This window comes from Sphaerisporangium sp. NPDC049003, assembly GCF_043197795.1.
GTDB lineage: Bacteria > Actinomycetota > Actinomycetes > Streptosporangiales > Streptosporangiaceae > Sphaerisporangium.
In genome coordinates, this window is the sequence record NZ_JBICTU010000008.1 from 69057 (window position 1) to 89161 (window position 20105).

Below are 20105 nucleotides of genomic sequence, written 5' to 3' on the forward strand. Positions count from 1 at the left end.
GAAGAACACCTCCGACATCGACGTTTGTGACGTTATGAGTCCCCGCCGCGCCCGCCGTGCCGACCCTTCAGGCAAGGGCCGGCGCGGCGGCGATCCCGCTCGCCCGCTGGACGGCGTTCTTCGCGGGATGGAACGGGTAGAGGACTGGCCGGACGGCGAGTGGAAGGTCCGCAGGGTCTCGGGCGCGGGCGCGGACAAGGTCTACAGATGCCCTGGCTGCGACCACGAGATCCGGCCGGGCCTGCCGCACGTCGTCAGCTGGCCCAACTGGACCGGAGGCGAGGGCGAGCGGCGCCACTGGCACACCGCCTGCTGGAGCAAGCGCGTCGACCGGGGCCCCGGCCGCTCGCGCTACTGAACGGCCCACGCCATGCGGGGAACGGACGACGGACCGCTACTGAACGGCTCGTGGGCCGCCGACGAGAGACCGCTGCACGGCTCGTGGGCGGTGACGAGAGACCGCCATCGGCGCCCGCGAGCCGCCGACGAGAGACCGCCACCGGACGGACGGCTCACGCCCCCGAGCCGCCGACGAGAACCGCTACTTTGAGGAGCCCGCATTGGAGATCCGCTCGTCGACCGTCCTGCCCGCTGTACGGCAGGACATCGAGTTGCACACGGCCGACGGGCTGACGCTGGTGGGCGAGCTGGCGCTCCCCCCGGAGGGCCGCCCGGTCGCCACGCTCATCTGCCTGCACCCGCTCCCCACGGCCGAGGGCATGATGGACAGTCACGTGCTGCGCAAGGCCGCCTACCGGCTGCCCGCCCTCGCCGGCGTCGCGGTGCTGCGCTTCAACACCCGGGGCACGGCCTCGGAACGGGGCAAGTCCGAGGGGGCCTTCGACGACGGCGAGGGGGAGCGGTTCGACGTGGCGGCGGCGCTGGAGTACGCCGAGTTCCACGACCTGCCGAACCCCTGGCTGCTCGGCTGGTCGTTCGGCACCGAGCTGGCGCTGAAGTGGGGGCACGACCCGCTCGTCCAGGGCGCGATCCTGCTGTCGCCGCCCCTCAACCGGGCGGGGGACGCAGACCTGGACGCCTGGGCGGAGTTCGGGAGGCCGCTGGTCGCGCTGGTGCCGGAGTTCGACGACTACCTCAGGCCCGAGGAGGCGCGGCGGCGCTTCGCCAGGGTGCCCCAGGCGGAGGTGGTGGGCGTCGACAACGCCAAGCACCTGTGGGTCGGCGAGCCCTACGTGCGCATCGTGCTGAACGAGATCGTCAAAAGGGTCAACCCGTCCGCCTTTCCGTTGCCGACCGAGGCGTGACGCCGCGCCGCGCGGACCCATAGAATCTTGTTCGGTTCTAGCGAGGAGGCTGCCGTGCAAGCGTTTGATCTTTCCGGGCGGAACGCGCTCGTCACCGGTGCGTCACGAGGCATCGGGCGGGCGATCGCCCTGGCCTACGCCGCGGCCGGAGCCGACGTCGCGCTGGTCGCGCGGTCGCCGGAGAGTCTGGCCGAGGTGGTCAAGGAGGTCGAGGCCCTCGGGCGCCGGGCGTACGCCATCCCGTGCGACCTCGTCGACAGGGACGCGGCGGGCGCGGCCGTACGGCAGGCGATCGAAAGCCTCGGCCACCTCGACATCGTCGTGAACAACGCCGGCGGCTCCAACTTCATGGTTCCCTTCAAGGACCTGCGGCTGTCCGGGTGGGACAAGCTCATGAAGCTCAACCTCGACTCGGCGATGGCCGTCTGCCACGCCGTCGCGCCGCACCTGCTGGAGCGCGGGTCCGGTTCGGTGATCAACGTGGCGTCCGTCGCCGCGCTCGGCGCCCCCTTCATGGCCCCGTACGCCGCGGCCAAGGCCGGTCTGGTCGCCCTCACCAAGTCCCTCGCGCTTGAGTGGGCGCGCGACGGCGTCCGCGTCAACGCCCTGTGCCCCGGCTGGACCGCGACCGACCTGAACCGCAACCTCTGGGAGGACGAGAACGCGAGCCGGGCCACCATCTCGTCGGTGCCCATGGGCCGCTGGGGCACCCCCGAGGAGATGGCCCACCCGGCGGTCTTCCTGGCGAGCGCCGCTTCCGCCTACATGACCGGGCAGGTGCTGTTCATCGACGGAGGCGTCACGGCCACCTGATCGGCGAGCGGGCCCGCCCTCTGGAGCCGGGCCCGCCCTCTGGAGCTGGGCCTGTCCCTCAGAGCTGGGCCTGGCGGGGGAGGACGACCTCGCGGACGATGAGCGCGACCGCGGCGGCGACCGGGATGGCCAGCAGCGCGCCCACGGCGCCGAGGAGCGCGCCGCCGAACAGGGCTGCGATCACCGACACGGCCGGAGCCACGTCGACCGACCGGCTCATCACGCGCGGGTAGATCACGTAGTTCTCGACCTGCTGGTAGACCACGAAGAAGATGACACAGGCGATGCCGAGGGTTCCCGACTGGAGGAACCCGACGGCGGACACCAGCACCGCGCCGACCGTCGCGCCCACCAGCGGGATCAGGTCGGTGACCGCCACGACCAGCGCCAGCGCCAGCGCGTACTTGGCTCCGGCGATCGTCAGGAACAGCCACGAGAGGCCACCCGCGATCACCGAGATCAGCACGTTGCCCGCCACGTACCCGCCGATGCCGGAGAGGATCTCGTCGCCGATGGCCCGCGTGCGGGGACGGCGGCTGGCGGGCACCAACAGGAGCAGGTACTCCTTGATCACGGGAAGCGACCCGAGGAAGTACAGCGTCAGCACAAGCAGGGTGAACCCGGAGAAGAACGCGTCGAGCACGACCGCGCCCGCCCCCAGGATGCCTCCGGCCACGGTCGCGCCGAGGCCGCCGCTGGTGATGTAGGTCTGGATGTTGGCGAGGATCTGGTAGTCGGCGTCGAGCTGCTTGATCGTGGGGTTCGCCATCAGGGACTGGACGTAGCCCGGCACGGCCCTGACGAAGTCGCTGGACTCCTGGCTGACCGGCGGCACGATCGCCAGCCCGAACAGCACGAAGAGCGCGATCACCCCGAGGAACACGATCGAGATGGCCCAACGCCGGTTCATGCCGCGCCTCTGGAGGGCCTCCACGACGGGGTTGAGCCCGACCGCCAGGAACGCCGCCACCACGATCAGCACGATCACGCTGCGGGAGCTGATCAGGGCCTGGGCCAGCGCCCACGCCGTGAGCACGCCGAGCGCCGCCGTGAGCCCCCACAGGAACGGCCCCCGGGCCAGCGGCTTGCCCGGTACTCCGTACGGCAGCGCGGCGTCCTCACCGTGACCGGCTGATCCGTCCGGTTCCGGGGAGGGCCTGGCGGGAGAGCCGGGCGCCATCCTGGCCTGGGAGGCCGGTCTGGGAGCAGCCGGGGACTCGGGTCTCGGCCCGGCCTGGGGGGCCGCTCCCGGCGCGGTCTGAGTGTCCGATCTCGGCGCGGCCGTCCGGGTCGGGTAGGGCACGCCCGACGCGGCGGGCAGGATGTCGGTCGCCTGCGCCGCGTCCGCGGAGGCGGCGCGAGCGGCTCCCGGCCTCTCATGGGCATCGGGTACGGGTACCGCGTCCGCGGCGGGATCGGGCACGTGTGCTCCTCGGCATCAGGGGGTCGTGAAAGTGAGGTGATGACGGCGGGAGGGTCACCCTGTGGGGGCACCGGGCCCCTCTGCGTGCCGTACGGGGGTGGAAACAGTGCGGACAACACAGGAGAGCCTAGCGACCATGGTTGATCGCCAGGCTCTCCCGACAGCCGTCCCTAACGCCCCTGAAGTGGTGAGGTGCCTACTCCTGCCACCACTCGGACTCGTCCTCAGCCGACGCGGCGGCCCGCTGCGGGGCCGGTGCGGGGCTGGGCTTCTCGGCCGCGGCCGGCGTGGCCGCGAGGGCGGGCTTCGGCGGGGCGGCGGCGACCGCCGGGGCCTCGTCCATGCCCGGCAGGGCCGCGCCACCGAGCAGCTGGCGCAGCTGCGCGAGGTGGCTCGTGATGCTGTCGCGCTGGCGGGTCAGCTCGTCGACCTGGCGCTGGGCGGCGGTCCGGTTGCGCTCGGCCTCGGACTTGGCGTCCGACACGATCGACTCGGCGCTGGTCTTGGCCTCGGCGACCAGCTGGTCGGCGTTCTTGCGGGCGTTCGCGAGCAGCTGCTTGGCGTGGGTGTCCGCCTCGCGACGGCTCTGCTCGGCCTGCTGGGTGGCCTTGGTGGCCCGCTGCTCGGCGGTCGCGGCGCGCTGCTCCGCCTCGGCGACGAGCTTCTGCGTCGCGGCCTGGGCGGTGGCGTGGCGCTCGGACTCCTGGCGCTCGGCCTCCTCGCGGCGGGCGGCGAGCTGGATCTCGAACTCGGCCTCGTCCTGGGCGCGCTTGGCCTCGGACTCCTCCAGGACACGCTGGGCCTGGGCCCGCATCTCGTCGGCCTGGCGCTTGGCGGTGGTCAGCACCTCGTCGCGCTCGCGCTTGGTCGAGGCGCGGAGCTGGGCCACCTCACGCTCGGTGGTGGTGCGCAGCTTGGCGATCTCACGCTCGGCGTCCGCACGCTTCTCGGCGACCTCGTGGTCGGCCGTGGCCCGGAGCTTGGAGACCTCGCGCTCGGTGGTGGAGGTCAGCTCGTCGGCTTCGCGCTTGGCGGTCGAGCGGATCTCCTCGGCCTCCCGCTCGGCCATGGTGCGCATCTCGTCGGTCTCGCGGGTGGCGAGCGCACGCTTCTCGGCGGCCTCGTTCTCGGCGGCAGCCCGTACGTCCGCAGCGTCGACCTTCGCCGCGGCCTTTATCTCGTTGGCCTCGGACCTGGCGGCCTGCACCAGCTCGGTGGCCTGCTCCTCCGCCAGACGCAGCAACTGCTCAATGCGGGCACCCAGACCGGAGTAGGTCGGGCGCTCCTGCTCCTGCAGTTGGCGCTGCGAGTCGGAAAGCTCCCGCTGCAACGCGGAGAGCTGTTCACGGGTCTGACGCAGATCGGTGTCGAGCTGCTTCAAGTGGTCGTGAACCTGGTGCCGGTCGTAGCCACGGAGAACCACGTCGAATTCCCGCGTGGGGGCGTCTTCAAAGAAATTGTTCAGCTGGGCGTCGATGTCGGACTGCATGAGGCTCGATCCTGGGTTGTCGAGACGGCTACACGGGCCGGACGGGGGGCGGACATCCGAGGCGGGGACCCGCTTCCAACGGTCGCGCTCGCTCGGGCACTCGCTAGCAGGGGCGGGCTCTCGCTCACCCCTGGATCCTTGTGCTCGGCTCGCCCGTCCATGGCGGGATCCACGTCCGGATGGTAGGCCAGCGTACTCCGGTGTTGCCGAATTGGAGGTCCCGTCCGACTTTCTGCGCGACTTGTTACGAATAAGCCATTGTTGAGTTTCGTCAGCTAGGACTGGCGCGTGGGGGACTCCACCAGCTCTGTCAAGACTCCTCCCACGTCTTTCGGATGAAGAAACGCGATTGAGGTGCCCATTGCTCCGTGGCGAGGATGTTTGTCGACCAATCGCACCCCCGCGCCGCCGATCTGTTCGATCGCCTCGGTGACGTTCGTCACCCCGTAGGCGACATGGTGGAGGCCCTCACCCCGTCGGGCGAGGAACTTCCCCACCGGGCTGTCGGGGCTCAGCGGCTCCAGCAACTGGATGTAGGAGCCGCCTCCCTCGCCGTCCGCCACGTGCAGCATGGCTTCTTTCACCCCCTGCTCCTCGTTGACCTCCCGGCTGACCACGGTCACGCCGAAGGTCGCCTCGTAGAACGCGATCTTCTCCTCAAGATTCTCGCAGGCGATGCCCACATGGTCGATTCTCAGCAGCATTTGCGTGTCCTCCCTGCTCGTGCGGCGGCCGACGCCGGCCCGGAACCTCACCGGGGGACCTCTTTGAGGCCGTGTGCTCCGTCCTAGGTATGGTGGCAAAGTCGCCGAAGACCCCATCATGGAGGCCCTGGTGTCCAGTTCTCCCGCCGTCCCGTCCGGCCCGTCGCGCTCCGTCATCGTGGCCGGGGCCCGCACGCCCATCGGCAGGTTGCTCGGCTCGCTGTCGGACCTGTCCGCCGTCGAGCTGGGCGGGCTCGCGATCAAGGCGGCCCTGGAGCGGTCCGGTGTCGCGCCCGAGCTCGTCGAGTACGTCATCATGGGGCAGGTCGTCCAGGCGGGCGCCGGTCAGATCCCGTCGCGGCAGGCCGCGGTGAAGGCGGGCATCCCGATGAGCGTGCCGTCGCTCACCATCAACAAGGTCTGCCTGTCGGGGCTCGACGCCATCGCCCTGGCCGACCAGCTCATCCGCGCCGGCGAGTTCGACATCGTGGTCGCGGGCGGCATGGAGTCGATGACCAACGCGCCCCACCTGCTGCCCGGCCTGCGCAAGGGCGTGAAGTTCGGCGGGTCCGACATCCTCGACTCGATGGCCTTCGACGGGCTCACCGATGTGTTCGACCAGGTGTCGATGGGCGAGTCGACCGAGCGGCACAACACCCGTCTCGGCCTTGAGAGGCAGGAGCAGGACGCCTTCTCCGCCCGCTCGCACCAGCTCGCCGCCGCCGCGGTCAAGGACGGCAGGTTCGACGACGAGATCGTCCCGGTGACCATTCCGCAGCGCAAGGGCGACCCCATCGTCTTCGCCGCCGACGAGGGCATCCGCGGAGACACCACCGTGGAGACGCTGGGCAGGCTGCGGCCGGCCTTCGCCAAGGACGGCACGATCACGGCGGGGTCGTCGTCCCAGATCTCCGACGGGGCCTGCGCGGTCGTGGTGATGTCCAGGGCCAAGGCCGAGGAGCTGGGCCTCACGTGGCTCGCCGAGATCGGTGCCCACGGCAACGTGGCGGGCCCGGACAACTCGTTGCAGTCCCAGCCGGCCAACGCCATCCTCCACGCCCTCGGCAAGCAGGGCATGAGCGTGGACGACCTCGACCTGGTCGAGATCAACGAGGCGTTCGCGGCGGTCGTGCTCCAGTCGGCCAAGGAGCTCGGGGTGCCGGAGGACAAGGTCAACGTCAACGGCGGCGGCATCGCGCTCGGCCATCCCATCGGCGTCTCGGGCGCGAGGATCGTTCTGACGCTCGCCCACGAGCTCCGCCGCCGGGGCGGCGGCGTCGGCGCGGCGGGTCTGTGCGGCGGCGGCGGCCAGGGCGACGCCCTGATCATCACCGTCCCCGCGCCCTGATCATCACTGTCGCGTCGCCCTGATCGCCATCGTTGGGTCGTCCTGATCCGAGGTGGTAGGCCCCCTTTCGGCACCTTGTGGCGGAGGCGGGCGGAACTCCCTAGCATCGTTCATCGTGGCGGAACGGCCGGGTGACCGCGTGCGGCGGCGATTCACGGGCACGGCCACCCCCTTGATCGAAGGGAAGCCCCGCCCGCCCGTCGACGTCGTCGTGGAGTGGGGCGGCTCGCCGCTGTTCATGCTCTCCTCTCCTCGCCAGGCCGCGGGCGGCCTGCTGTGGGTCGTCGCCGGCGACGACGACGCGGAGCTGACGCCGGACGAGGCGGGCGTGACGGTGACGCTCGGGCCGTCGCACGCCCCCACGGCGCCTCCGATCTGGTGGGCGGCCGTCGCGAGCCCGATGGGCGCCGGGTTCGACCGGCCGATCGAGGCCCGCACGGGCATCGCCCGGCTGTCCGTACGGGGCGATGACCTCTCCGGCACCGTGCGGCTCTCCGGAGTGGGGCTCGACGGCGGGCATGCGGGCTACGAGGCGACGATCACCGGCCACCCGGCCGAGGACGCGGAGGTCCCGCCGGGACCCGCGACGGCCGAGGGCGCCGGGATTCCGCCGAGGCCCGCGACACCCGGGGGCGCCGGGATTCCGCCGAGGCCCGCGACACCAGGGGACGCCGGGATTCCGCAGGGACCCGTGGCGGCCGGGGAGGAGCCGCACGGCCCCTTCTCACCGATCGAACGGCTCAACGCCCTCTCGCGGCGGATCTCCCTGGACTTCGCCGCCGGTCAGCTCGGCGCGCTCATCGGCCACCTGCGGGACGCCGCGGACCTGCGCCGCGAGCTGAGCGTCGGCGACGCGGCGACCGGGGCGTGGGGCCGCTTCCTGGCCGACGTGCGCGACTCTCTCGCCTTCGACCGGCGGGTGCTCGCGTCCATCGCGGAACGCGGTCATCTCCACGCCCTGATCGCGGCGGCGGACGCGGAGCTGGCGTCCGCCGCCGTGCTGATCGAAGGCCTGGACCCGGCGCCGCACGGCCTGGACGAGCTCGCCGCCGGAGTCGCCGAGGCGGCCGGGGTGCTGGCCAGGACCCCGGAGCGGCTCCGCGAGCTGCCGGCCCGTACTCCGGAGCCGCTCGGCGAGCCGCCGCCCCGGACCCCGGAGCCGCTCCGCGAGCCGCTCCGCGAGCCGCTCCGCGAGCCGCTCCGCGAGCCGCTCGACGGGGCGCTCGACGGGGCGCTCGACGGGGTGCCGGCCGCCGACCAGGCCACGGCGAAGGACGTCGCCGTGGCCCTGGCGGGCGCCGCCGCACGGCTTGAGCACTATCGCGGACACCTCGGCAGGCTCGACCCGGTCGGGCACGCGCGCCGTGCCAGGGCGGGCAACACCGAGGCGATGGCGCGTATGGCCCGCTACGTCGAGCAGTGGCGGGCGCGCGTCGAGACCGACTGGGACCGTGTCCTGATGATGGAGGAGGCCAGGCCGCTCCACGGAGCCCTCGTCGGGACCTTCCTCGACCTCGGCGGCCCCGGGGACGCCCTGGCCGCGTCCGAGATGGCCCGCGCCCGCGCGTTCGCCGACCTGATGAGCGGCGGCGGGCGGCGGGCCCCCGCGCTCACCCCTGCCCGGATGGCCGCGCTGCTGGAGCAGTACGGCGGGCCGGTCGTGGAGTACTTCCTGCACGGTGACAGGCTCATCGTCTTCGTGGCCCGGCCGGACGGCACGATCGAGACGGCAGACCTGCGGGTGGACGGCGGCGCGCTGCTGGGGTGGATCGACGAGCTGCACCGCCGTCTCAGGGCGGAGACGGTCGACCCGGTGCGGTCGCGGGAGCTGCTGCGCCTGCTCGGCGGCGTCCTGTGGGATCCGGTCGCCAGGTGGCTGCCCCGCGACGCCGAGACGGCCGTAGCTCTGGTGCCCCACCAGGAGTTGCTGCTCGTGCCGTTCCACGCGCTGGTCGGCGCCGAAGGGCGTCACCTCGCCGAGCGCCACACCACGGCGGTGCTGCCCGCCGCCTCGATCCTGCCCGCGCTGACGGCCCGGCGTACGGGTGTGCCGGCGGGGCCGCCGACACTGTGCGCGCTGGTCGACCCCGAGCCCATGCCCGGTGGCCTGCCGCCGCTCCCGCTGCTGCGCGAGCGCTTCGGCGTGGTCGGCGACCTGTTCGCCGGGGCGCAGGTCCACGTCGGTCCCGCCGCGACGCGGGCCGCCATGGTCGAGGGCGCGGCCGCACGGCCCTCGGTGCTCTGCCTGGCCACCCATGCCCAGGCGCTGCCCGAGGATCCCATGGCCTCCTACGTCGCGCTGGCCTCCGGCGCGCTCAGGGCCGACGCCGTGCTGGAGCTCGACCTGCCCGCGCGGCTGGTCGTCCTCGCCGCCTGCGAGACCGGGGCGGGGCGGGCGACCGGCGACGGGATCATCGGGCTGAGCCGGGCCTTCCTCGCGGCAGGACCGCTCGCCGTGCTCATGACCCTGTGGCCCGTGCGCGAGCGCGACAGCCTCCGCGTGCTGCGGCGCTTTCACGACCTGCACCTGAACGGCGGCCTCGGCACCGCCCAGGCCCTGCGGGCGGCGCACTGCTCGCTGCTCACCGGTCGCTCCGGCGATCCGCAGGGCTGGGCGGCGTTCACGCTGTTCGGCCTGCCCGACTGACCTGTTCGCCTGTTTTGGGAGGTATCAAGTGACCGACCCCGGGTACGCGGTGGAGGCACGGGTCGACCTGGTCGCCGAGGAGACCCTCCAGGGCGCGGGCACGCGGTTCACCCGTGAGGCGGGGGCCGTGCTCGGCCGTCCCATGGTCGTCGCCGTACGGCCCGGCGACCTGCCGCCCGAGGTGGCGGCGGCGCGCGCCGCCGGGGGGTGGTCCTACACGCAGGTGCTGTTCCCCTTCGACCTGGAGGAGGCTGCGCCGGGCCTCGGCTACGTCGAGGCCGTCTTCGAGGTCGCGCTGGACGACGGTGACGTGGTCGCGCGGCAGCTCACCGCCGTCCGCTACGACGACCCCGAGGCTCTCGGCACCCTGACCACGTTCGGGGACGGCCGGGGCGACTTCCGCTGGCGGATCCGCCCCGCGCCGGGCGCCTCCCTCGTCGAGGGGAGCCGCGTGGCCAGAGTGCTGCTGGAGGTGCCCCAGGGCACCACGTCGCTCACCGGGACGATCGGGGTGTCGGCGAGGCTCGCCGACACCGAGCTTGGCGTCGACGTTCCCGTCACGACCCGGGAGCCCGTGCCGTTCGTGCTCAGCCTGCCGGACGACACCTTCCCGGCGGTCTCGCCGCCGGGTCCGCCGGGTCCGGCGGCCCGCGAGGCGCCCGCACGCCGTGGCGCCCGGCGCATGTGCGTCACGGTCGACGTCGAGGGGTACAGCAAACGCGACGCGGCCGAGCAGGGGAGGGTGCAGGCCGTCCTGGTGCGGGTCCTCGACCTGGCCCTTTCCGCCACGCAGGTCGCCCCGGGCGAATGCGGCCGCCAGGAGCAGGGCGACGGCCACCTGATCGTCATGCCCCCCGGCATCGACGAGCCGAGGGTGATCCGCCGGTTCCTGCGCGAGCTGGCGAGCGAGCTGGCGGAGGCCAACCGCCACGTGCGGCCCGAGTACGCGGTGCGGGTGCGGATCGCGCTGGACGAGGACATGGTCTACCCGGAGGTCAACGGGTTCGGCGGCGACGGGGTGGTACGGGCGCACCGGCTGCGCGACTGCGCGGAGGCCAAGGCGGCCCTGGCCGGCGCTCCCGGCCACCACATCGTGATCGTCTCGGAGGGGCTCTACCTCAGCTCGGTGAAGACGGCATTCGCGGGCGACCCCGGCTGGCGCTTCGAGCGGACCGTCGCCAGGGTCCCCGACAAGGACTTCTCCGAACCGTGCTGGATCCACGCACCGGTGAGCTAGGGAGTGGTGGAGAGGTCCAGTGGGGCGGTGAACTCCAGAGCTGGGGCCGACATGAGGGCGGCGAGGTCCGTGCTCGCGGGGGCCCACTGGGCGTTCATGACGGCCGGCTTCCGGGTGAGGTCCACGTCGCCGCCGATCTCGGTGGTCACGGTCGCGCCCTGCACGTCCAGCTCGACGGCCAGCCAGAAGGTGATCCTTTCGTCCGCGCGCAGCCAGTGGCCCGCCCCCGGTCGCAGGCCCGGACGGTTCGCCAGGGTGGAGAACGTCAGCCGCCCGTCCTGCTCGGCCCGCCATACGCCGCTTCCGAGCCAGCCGGCCGCGATGCCCTTCCACTCCGATGGCCCCGACCGCTGGATGAGCGGGGTGAAGGCCGTGATCCGCATCTCGACGGGGAGCGGACGGCCGTCCCACGGGCGGTCGTCGACCGGGCCGGTCCGTAGGGGTGAGGGTGCGCCCGCCGTGGGGAGGGGCACGCCCGTGGCGGCGGGGACGGCCCCCGCGACCGTTCCCGCCGACGGGCCCCCCGCCGTCAGACCCCCTGTCACCAGGGCCCCCGGGATGAGAGCCGACAGCAGATAGGGCGCGAAACGCTGCCGGACGGTACGTACGGAGGTCCAGATCCTCATCCACAACGGCGCGAGAATCGGCCAGTTGACCAGCAGGACGATCATCTCGAACAGCGTCGCCTGGGCGGACGCCAGATCGGCCCGCAGATCGCGCGCCACCGAGCCGAACGCGTCGCCGAGCGAGTACCCGGTCAGCAGGTACGTGAGCAGCGCGAAGACCGCTATGGCGCCGATCCGGACGACCACCGCGGCGGGCCACAGGGCGGCGAGGGCGACGGCGGCGCCGGGGCGCGGGCCGGTGGCCCACAGCCGCAGGCGAAGCGGCGGGTGCGTGAGGCCGTCGAGGATCCTGCCGATCAGGCGACGGCTTCGTACGGGGCCGAGGGCGCGGCGCAGCGCGTCCGGTCCCGCCTCGTGCAGCGCGAAGCGGTCGGCGCTGAGCTCGGCGACCCAGAGACCCGCCACGGGAAGGATCAGCCCGATGGGGATCAAGGCCGCGTCGTGGAGCAGGGAGGCGAGCAACGCGGAGCTTTCGTACCCCCCGGCGAGCAGCGAGAACGCGGACACCACCACCACGAGGGCGAGGAGGATCACGCTCCACACCCGGACGAACCATCCGAACGGGCCGGCGAGGCCGACGATCAGATGGTCGCCCTGCCGCAGGTGGGCCACCTCGTGGAGCAGTACGGCCTGAGCCGCCTCCCGATCGTCATGCCACAGGCGCAGGAGAGGGGGATAGACGGCGATACGCGCCTCCCGCCGGCCGACGGGGTGGACGCGGGCCGTCCGATCGTGGCGCTCGCCGAGCCGGAGCTCGATCGCGGAGGCGTGGCGCCGTACGAACGCGGACATCTCCTCGATCACCGGATCGCCGCTCGGCTCCAGGTGGTGCCGCCGCTCGGCCCACCGCCCGCGCAGGCCGGGGAACAGGACGCCCGCGATGCCGGCGAACAGGAGGGCGGCGGGGAAGAACTCCAGGAGGCCCGTTCCGGTGAGCAGGGCGACGGCCGCCCGCTGCGCACCGGAGGCCAGGGCCGCGACCAGCGCGGGCATGCCGTCGGTGTCGGCCTGGAAGCCCTCCACGAGCCCAGGTACGGATGGGGCGGTGACGCCGAGGAGGTAGAACCAGAGCCAGGGAGGCAGCATCCATCCGGTGGAGTCGCCACGGACGGCGGGAAGGTGCACGGGCGGCGGGCCGCCCCTCAGCGGCGCGGCGGGAGGGCTGCCCGCGAGAGCCCGGAGGAACGCCTCGATCTCGGGCGTGTCGCGATCGTGCTGGAAGACCAGCTTGAGGGTGTCGTAGGTGAGCTCCCGGGCGCGGTCGGGGGCGACCCCCTGGGCTCGAAGGCGGTCGCCGAACGCCCCGATCACGCGATCGAGCTCCGGTCCGGCGGAGTTCTCCTCTCGCGGCGGGCTCCCCGGTTCGGCGGCGTTCTCGTCCTGCGACGCGGCCCCCGTGATCCCGCGCAGGACCAGGAGCGCGAGCAACTCGGCCAGCGGGTGACCGGAGGCGAGGCCGAGCAGGTGGTCGGCGAGGTAGCGGAGGCCGTCCAGGATGACCGGGAGCTCGCCGGGGCCGAGAGCCCCGCCGAAGCCTCCGGGCTCCGCGCCCGTCGCGGCCCGCAGCAGGTCGCGGCGGCGCCTGCCTCCCGCGAGGTAGGCGGCGGCGATCCGCTCGGCGGACGTGGCCTCCGCGGGGGTGACCCGCTCGGCGATGCGCCGGGACCAGGTGGCGACGGTGTCGGGGGAGCCTGCCATGTGTGAGTCCGTTTGTGAATCCGTCAAGAGAGGTCGCCCGTGAGGGGCGCGGCCGCCGGGAGTTCGCCTCGTGCGCGGCGGGCCGCCCCGGTCATCGGGACGGCGCGCCGCGTGAGGTCAGCCCGAGAAGTCGACACGGAAGGCATAGAAGCCCTCGTTTGTCGCGCCGGTCAGCGTCAGGCGGGCCCGGCTGCTCCCGATCGTGCCGCTGATGCGGGTGCCGGTCTGGAGCGCGTAGACCATGGGGATGGTCCCGAGGCCGGAACGACAGGGGATCAGATCCTGCTGGCCGAAGAAGGTGTTGTAGGTCGTCGACTTGTCGGCGTGCGAGGCCACGAGGCGTCCGGAGAACCTGCCACCGCTGTAGGAGCTGGTCCAGTAGTTGAGCAGCACACCCGGAGGCTTGGCCACCGCCGCCCACCCGACCTGGAACGATCCGGTCGCGCCGATGGACCCGACGTAGAACAGCCAGGTGAACGGGTTGCGCTCGATGTAGCCGCCGTAGGTCTTGCGTGGGCCTGTGCTGAACTGCGCGGAGGTCGTGTAGGAGGTGCGGCCGGTCAGGCGGCCGCCGCCGCTGCCGCAGTAGTCGTAGCTCTCCAGGGTCACGGTGGCCCGGCCCCGGAAGACCTTCGCCGCCGAGGCCCGCGCCGCCGACGCGGGGGCGACCAGTGCCGTCACGAGACTCAGTGCGATCAGGGTGCCTAGGGTGATCAGCCTCTTCTTCATCGGTGTCCTCCAGAGCCGGAGCGGGGGCACGAGCGCACGGCGATGATGTCAGCTCTGGAACGGTTCAACCCCATCAAATGATTGGATTTCCGCGCCTGGATTCCGATGGGCATTCCGGTGGATGGCGATGCCCTTCGGGAACCAGCTAAGGCCGGATTTATCATGACTTAGGGGAGAGTGCTGATCTTTACCGAGTTGTCAATATGTGAGGGAGGTCGCCGTGCATGGCGGCCGGTCGGGCGGTGCCATTGCGCAGCGACGACACTCAGTCGAAAGTCATCGAAACCATGCCAATATGCCCAAAAGTGACCGAATGTTCTGGCTGTCCGCTTCTAGTCGTGAGCCCTTGATCCCGCTCCCGGGGTCGGGGTTTCAGGCGGCGTCATCAACTCCAGTCAGGAAAAATCGCTACTTACAGGGTGCCGGGGCTCATCTGGCTTTCGCTATCGCTCTTGTAACCAGGCGCCGATCCTCTGGGGCACGGGGAACCCATCCGCGTAGGCGCCCGTACGCGGCAGGCATCCCGGATGCCTCGCCGGCGCGACGCCGAGCGTGGCCTGGCCCGGCCGGCAAGGGCGCCGGGTTGTGCGAGGCGCGCGGTGAAACGGGCCGCTCGCGGAATCGACCGTCTGTCTTCGGATGGTCAGGACCGGACGTCAAATCGCTATTGACGGCCGGGGCCGGCTGTTTTATCGTCCTCTCGATATTAAAACGTTTTTGAGTGGGCTGCCCCTGGAGGGCTCATGGTCGGCAAGGCGAGCATGCGCGTGTTCACCTGCCGGCGCCGTGGTCCCACCACGGCAGCGTTCGCGAGGCGACGTCAGAGCCCGGAGCCCCGGCATTCTTCCCAGCGGGCCGGAGTCCCGGCATGGCGGTCCACGAAGGTCGCCTCTGCTTAAACCGTTTTACCAGCCACTGATCCACCTGTTCCGTACCCCCACGGATCTCCAGGAGAGTCGGCATGCCCCCCACATCCGCTCGTCCACACCGGCTACGCAAGCTGGCGACCGCCGTCCTGGCCCTGGTCGCGTTGCTCCTCGGCCCCATCCCCGCAGGATCGACGGCCGCCCAGGCCGCCGCCGTCGTCGACCTGTCGGGCGCGGCCTGGATCTGGTACCCCGAAGGGAGCCCGAGCCAGTCCGCCCCGGCCGGCACCCGCTACCTGCGCCGCGCCTTCACCGTCCCCTCAGGCGCCGTCGGCGACGCCCAGCTCGTGGTCACCGGTGACGACACGGTCGACGTCTGGCTCAACGGCGTGCCGCTCGCCGGCTCGCCCCGCAGGACCGACTCCTGGCAGCAGGCGCTGTACGTCGACCTGGCGCCTGCCGTACGCGCCGGCGCGAACACGATCGCCATAGCGGCGCGCAACACCTCGGCGGGCCCGGCGGGCGTGATCGCCAGGCTCAGGGTGACCACCGCGGGAGGCACGGTCGACCTGGTCACCGACGGCGCCTGGAAGGCCGCGAGCACGGTCACCCCCGGCTGGATCGAGCCGGGGTTCGCCGACGGGTCCTGGCCCGCGGCGGCGGTCTCCGGCACCTACGGAGCCGCTCCCTGGGGCACCGGTGTGGCGGCTCCCGACCTGTCCGCGGCCTCGCCGCTGACCGTCGGCGCCCCCACCGCCGAACGGCGGCCCACCCCCATCGGCATCGACGTGGCCGGCCCTCGCTTCGGGTGGCAGCTCACCGGAGGCTCGGGCGAGCAGGTCCAGGCGGCGTACCAGATCATCGTCGCCTCCACGGAGTCCGCCGCCCAGTCCGGCACCGGTGACGTCTGGAACAGCGGCCGGGTGGTCTCCGGCCGGTCCGTGGACGCGGTCTACGCCGGCGGAGCGCTGGCGTCCGGCACGCGTTACTACTGGCGGGTGCGGGTCTGGGACACCCAGGGCAGGGCCGGTGGCTGGGGGCCGGTCACCTGGTTCGAGACCGGGCTGCTCGACCCGTCGGCCGAGTGGCAGGCCGACTTCGTCGGTGCTCCGTCAGGCGCGCCCGCCCTGGCAGGGGCGAGCTGGATCTGGTACCCCGAGGGTGACCCGGCGTCGAGCGCGCCCCTGGGCACCCGGTTCCTCAGGCGCGTGCTCACGCTGCCCGCCGGGACGATCACCCGGGCCAGGCTCACCGTCACCGGTGACGACACCGCCGACGTGTGGGTGAACGGAACGCAGGTCAGCTCCTCGCCGAGGGCCGTCGACTCCTGGAAGACCGCGGCCGTCGTGGACGTCGCGGCCCGGCTGCGTGCGGGTGCCAACACCCTCGCGATCTCCGCGCAGAACACCACCGTCTCCCCGGCCGGGGTGATCGCCGCGCTGGAGGTCGACGTTGCGGGAGCGGGCACGACCAGGCTCGTCACCGACGCCGGGTGGAAGGCCGCGCAGACCGCGCCGTCCGGCTGGCAGGACGCGGGGTTCGACGACTCGGGCTGGCCCACCGCCCGTGTCGCCGCCGCCTACGGCTCCGGGCCGTGGAGCTCGAACGTCATGGTGGCGGAGCCCGCGCCGTACCTCCGCAAGGGGTTCGCCCTCGGCAAGCCGGTGGCCTCCGCGCGCCTGATGGTCACGGCTCTGGGCCTGCACGAGACCCGCCTCAACGGGGCGAAGGTCGGCACCGAGGCGCTGGCACCTGGCTGGACCGACTACAACAAGCGCCTGGCCTACCGCACCTACGACGTGACCTCCATGGTGCGTCAGGGTGACAACGCCCTCGGCGCGCTGCTCGGCAACGGCTGGTACTCCGGCTCCATAGGCTTCGCCGGAAGCCAGAAGTACGGCAGCCGGCCGTCGTACTCCGCCCAGCTTCGCGTGCGCTTCACCGACGGCACCACGCAGACCGTCCGCACCGACTCGTCGTGGCGCACGGCGCCGAGCCCCATCAGCGTGGACGACCTCTACCAGGGCGAGGAGTACGACGCGCGGGCCGTCCGCGCGGGATGGGACACGGCCGGGTACAACGACGCCGGTTGGGCCCCGGTCACGGTACGCGGCGGCGCCAAGCCGCGCCTCGTCGCCGCCGTCGATCCCGGCGTCACCGTGCAGGCGAACATCACCCCGGTGTCGGTGACCCAGCCCAAGCCCGGCGTGTGGGTCCTCGACCTGGGACAGAACTTCGCGGGCTGGAACCGGCTGCGCGTGCGAGGAGCGGCGGGCGCCACGGTGACGATGCGCCACGCCGAGGTGCTCAACTCCGACGGCACCATCTACACCGCCAACCTGCGCGCGGCCCGCGCGACCGACCGCTTCACCCTCGCGGGGACAGGCGCCGACGAGGTGTACGAGCCGAGGTTCACCGTCCACGGTTACCGCTACGTCGAGCTCACCGGCTTCCCCGGCACCCCCACGACCGCCAGCGTCACGGGGCTCGCCGCGTGGACCGGCGGCCAGGCGACAGGAACCTTCACCTCCTCCAGCGCCCTGGTCAACCAGCTCCAGCACAACATCCTGTGGGGAGCGCGCTCCAACATGCTCTCGGTCCCGACCGACTGCCCGCAGCGTGACGAGCGGCTGGGCTGGACGGGCGACATCGGCATCTTCGCCGCCACCTCGACCTTCAACTTCGACGTGTACGGGCTGCTCGACAAGTTCGCCGACGACCTGGCCGACGCCCAGCACGCGGACGGCGCCTTCACCGACGTGGCGCCCGACGTCTGCTGCGGGGCGGGCAAGGCGGGCTGGGCGGACGCGGGCGTCATCGTCCCGTACACCGTGTGGCAGCGCTACGGGGACGTGCGGGTCGTCGACGAGCACTTCACCGCGATGAAGCGCTGGGTCGACTATTCCAGGAGCACGGCGGGGTCCGACCTGATCCGCAACCAGGACACCTACGGCGACTGGCTCAACGTCAACGACAACACCGCCAACGATCTGATCTCCACGGCGTTCTTCGGCCACAGCGCCCGGCTGCTCGCGCGGATGGCCGCCGCGACCGGGCGGACCTCGGACGCCGCCACGTACGGCACGCTCGCCGACCAGGTGGCGCAGGCGTTCACCAGCAGGTTCGTGGCAGCGGACGGCACCGTGTCCGGGAACACCCAGACCGGCTACGTCCTCGCGCTGGCCTTGGGCCTGGTGCCCGACGCCCGGGTGCAGGCCGTCGCCGACAAGCTCGCGGCCAAGGTGGCGGCGAGCGGCGGCCACCTCAGCGTGGGCTTCCTCGGCGTCGAGAACCTCCTGCCCGTGCTGGCCGACCACGGCCACCTCGACACCGCCTACCAGGTCCTGCTGCAGCCCGGCTACCCCGGCTGGGGCTACATGAACAGCCGCGGCGCCACCACCATCTGGGAGCGCTGGGACGGCATCCGGACCGACGGCTCCCTGCAGGATCCCGGCATGAACTCCTTCAACCACTACGGTCTCGGTTCGGTGGGCGACTGGCTGTACCGCTCGGTGGGCGGCGTCGGCCCCGATGCCCGCGATCCCGGCTACCGCCGGATCACCATCGCGCCCCGGCCGGGCGGCGGCCTCACCTCCGGCAAGGCCGACCTGCGCACACCGTACGGCAGGGCGCTGAGCGACTGGTCCATCACCGGTGGAACGCTGACGCTGCGGGTGGAGATCCCGGCCAACGCCACCGCCGCCATCCGGGTCCCGGCTCCGTCGTCCTCGGCGGTGACCGCACCTCCTCAGGCGGCGCCGATGGGCTACACGGACGGCGCGGCGACCTTCCAACTCGGCGCGGGCACCTACACCTTCACCGCCCCCGCCTGACCGATGGCCTCCGTACCGAGGCAACCGGTGCTCCCGCCTCCTGCCCCGTGTGCCGAGGGGTCAGCGTGAGCGCGCCGGGAGCCTCGGTGGCCGGGGCGGGAAGGACGAGCGGTCCCGCACCCGGAGTGAGAGTGCCGAGCACGCGGGCGGCCCGTGCGCCCGTACCCGCGGGAACGGTTCCCGGCAGGCCGTGCATGGTGTGCCAGCCGATGAGGGCGAAGGCGATCGCCTCCTTGTCGTCGGCGGGGGCGCCGTACGCGTCCGAGAGCGCGACGGTCACGCCGGGAAGGGCGTGGCGCAGGCCGTCCATCAGCACCGGGTTGCGGCACCCGCCCCCGGAGGCGACGACGAGGTCCGCGCCGCCCGCCGTCAGGTCGCCCGCGACCGTACGCACGGTGAGCTCGGTGAGGGTCGCCACGAGGTCGGCCGCGCCGGGCCTGCTGCCGGCCCTCGCCATCGCGTCCTCGACGTAGGCCAGGTGGAAGAGTTCCTTGCCCGTGCTCTTGGGGGCGGGCCGCCGGTAGTAGGGGTCGTCGAGCAGGACGGTGAGAAGGCGCTCGTCGACCGTTCCCGAGGCGGCGATCCGCCCACCCTCGTCGAACCCGGGCTCGCTGAGCCCGTAGCCCACCACGACGGCGTCGATGAGCGCGTTCGCGGGGCCGATGTCGTGGGCGACGAGGTCGCCGGCGCCGCGCACCAGCGTCATGTTCGCGATGCCGCCCAGGTTGAGCGCGGCGGCGGTGCCCTCGTGGCCCGCGAGCAGGAGGGCGTCGAGCAGGGAGACCAGCGGAGCGCCGTGGCCGCCGGCCGTGATGTCGCGGATGCGCACGTCAGAGAGCACCGGCGTCCCCGTGCGCTCGGCGATCCAGGCGGGCTGGCCGATCTGCAGGGTGCCGAGGGCGTGCGCGCCTTCGACCCAATGGAACACGGTCTGGCCGTGGGAGACGATGAGGTCGACCGCACCGGCTTCCGCGATCGCCGTGGCGGCGGCCTCGGCGAAGCTCTGCCCGATGAGGGTGTCGAGCTCGCACATCTCGGCCAGGGTCGTCGCCGCCGGGGGGAGCGCCTCGATGAGGCGGGCGCGGAGCTCGGCCGGGTAGGGCGTGCTCGCCGTGTACTCGACCACCCCTCTGAGCGTGCCGCCGGCCTCGCCGAAGCCGACCAGGGCCGCGTCGATGCCGTCGTGGGACGTGCCGGAAATCATTCCGAGGATTCTCATGACTGTTCTCCGAGTGCGACCCGAAGCCGGCCGCTGCTCGCGACGAGGCGGGCCATGGCACCGAGGAAGCTCAGCGACGCCTCGGTGAGGACCGCCCATGACAGGGACATGCGCAGCACCTGCACCATCGTCCACGACCGCACACCCGCCGGCGGCCCTGACGCGAGGGACACGCCTTGCGTCTTCGCCGTTGACCCCGGCCGCGTGA

General features: G+C 72.4%; 14 protein-coding genes. 7 read left to right on the forward strand and 7 right to left on the reverse strand.

Annotated features, from left to right (window positions below; genetic code table 11):
* Positions 1-127: 127 nt before the first annotated feature.
* From ACGFIV_RS10825 to ACGFIV_RS10835, 3 genes are all read left to right on the forward strand, one after another.
* Positions 128-358 (forward strand): ATP/GTP-binding protein, encoded by a 231-nt coding sequence (locus ACGFIV_RS10825; RefSeq protein ID WP_358551115.1) that lies wholly within the window; start codon positions 128-130, stop codon positions 356-358.
* Between the two features lie 202 nt (positions 359-560).
* A complete protein-coding gene (locus ACGFIV_RS10830) occupies positions 561-1265 on the forward strand; it encodes an alpha/beta hydrolase (RefSeq protein ID WP_358551117.1) in 705 nt (234 codons plus the stop codon).
* 54 nt (positions 1266-1319) lie between these two features.
* Positions 1320-2078 (forward strand): SDR family NAD(P)-dependent oxidoreductase, encoded by a 759-nt coding sequence (locus ACGFIV_RS10835; RefSeq protein ID WP_358551119.1) that lies wholly within the window; start codon positions 1320-1322, stop codon positions 2076-2078.
* 58 nt (positions 2079-2136) lie between these two features.
* Here the strand turns inward: ACGFIV_RS10835 and ACGFIV_RS10840 are convergent, their stop codons facing one another.
* The 3 genes from ACGFIV_RS10840 to mce all read right to left on the reverse strand — a co-directional run bounded on the left by ACGFIV_RS10840 (position 2137) and on the right by mce (position 5694).
* Positions 2137-3501: an AI-2E family transporter gene (locus ACGFIV_RS10840; protein ID WP_358551121.1), complete on the reverse strand. Its 1365-nt coding sequence runs from the start codon at positions 3499-3501 to the stop codon at positions 2137-2139.
* A 196-nt stretch (positions 3502-3697) separates the two neighbouring features.
* On the reverse strand, positions 3698-4990 hold the full coding sequence (locus ACGFIV_RS10845) for a DivIVA domain-containing protein (protein WP_358551123.1): 1293 nt from the start codon (positions 4988-4990) through the stop codon (positions 3698-3700).
* A gap of 275 nt (positions 4991-5265) precedes the next feature.
* The gene (gene mce / locus ACGFIV_RS10850) at positions 5266-5694 is read right to left on the reverse strand and encodes a methylmalonyl-CoA epimerase (protein WP_358551125.1); all 429 of its coding nucleotides are present in this window, start codon (positions 5692-5694) and stop codon (positions 5266-5268) included.
* Positions 5695-5824: 130 nt separating this feature from the next.
* Between mce and ACGFIV_RS10855 the strand changes: the two genes are divergently transcribed.
* From ACGFIV_RS10855 to ACGFIV_RS10865, 3 genes are all read left to right on the forward strand, one after another.
* Complete coding sequence (locus tag ACGFIV_RS10855) at positions 5825-7042, forward strand: acetyl-CoA C-acetyltransferase (protein WP_358551127.1); 1218 nt, start codon at positions 5825-5827, stop codon at positions 7040-7042.
* A 115-nt stretch (positions 7043-7157) separates the two neighbouring features.
* Complete coding sequence (locus ACGFIV_RS10860; protein ID WP_392833941.1) at positions 7158-9689, forward strand: CHAT domain-containing protein; 2532 nt, start codon at positions 7158-7160, stop codon at positions 9687-9689.
* Positions 9690-9717: 28 nt separating this feature from the next.
* Positions 9718-10926 carry a hypothetical protein gene (locus tag ACGFIV_RS10865; protein WP_392833944.1) on the forward strand — a complete coding sequence of 403 codons (1209 nt, stop codon included), beginning with the start codon at positions 9718-9720 and terminating at the stop codon, positions 10924-10926.
* On the opposite strand, the gene ACGFIV_RS10870 is transcribed toward ACGFIV_RS10865, so the two are convergent.
* Both ACGFIV_RS10870 and ACGFIV_RS10875 read right to left on the reverse strand, forming a co-directional pair.
* On the reverse strand, positions 10923-13250 hold the full coding sequence (locus ACGFIV_RS10870) for a M48 family metalloprotease (RefSeq protein ID WP_358551560.1): 2328 nt from the start codon (positions 13248-13250) through the stop codon (positions 10923-10925). The two genes, ACGFIV_RS10865 and ACGFIV_RS10870, sit on opposite strands and share 4 nt — an antisense overlap.
* A 117-nt stretch (positions 13251-13367) precedes the next feature.
* A complete protein-coding gene (locus tag ACGFIV_RS10875; RefSeq protein WP_392833948.1) occupies positions 13368-13979 on the reverse strand; it encodes a hypothetical protein in 612 nt (203 codons plus the stop codon).
* Positions 13980-14940: 961 nt separating this feature from the next.
* Here ACGFIV_RS10875 and ACGFIV_RS10880 point away from each other — a divergent pair.
* Positions 14941-18678 carry a family 78 glycoside hydrolase catalytic domain gene (locus ACGFIV_RS10880; RefSeq protein ID WP_358551556.1) on the forward strand — a complete coding sequence of 1246 codons (3738 nt, stop codon included), beginning with the start codon at positions 14941-14943 and terminating at the stop codon, positions 18676-18678.
* Here the strand turns inward: ACGFIV_RS10880 and ACGFIV_RS10885 are convergent.
* Both ACGFIV_RS10885 and ACGFIV_RS10890 read right to left on the reverse strand, forming a co-directional pair.
* Positions 18662-19897: an anhydro-N-acetylmuramic acid kinase gene (locus ACGFIV_RS10885; protein WP_358551554.1), complete on the reverse strand. Its 1236-nt coding sequence runs from the start codon at positions 19895-19897 to the stop codon at positions 18662-18664. The genes ACGFIV_RS10880 and ACGFIV_RS10885 overlap by 17 nt on opposite strands.
* The gene (locus tag ACGFIV_RS10890) at positions 19894-20070 is read right to left on the reverse strand and encodes a hypothetical protein (RefSeq protein ID WP_358551552.1); all 177 of its coding nucleotides are present in this window, start codon (positions 20068-20070) and stop codon (positions 19894-19896) included. The genes ACGFIV_RS10885 and ACGFIV_RS10890 overlap by 4 nt, the downstream gene beginning before the upstream one ends.
* Positions 20071-20105: the final 35 nt, after the last annotated feature.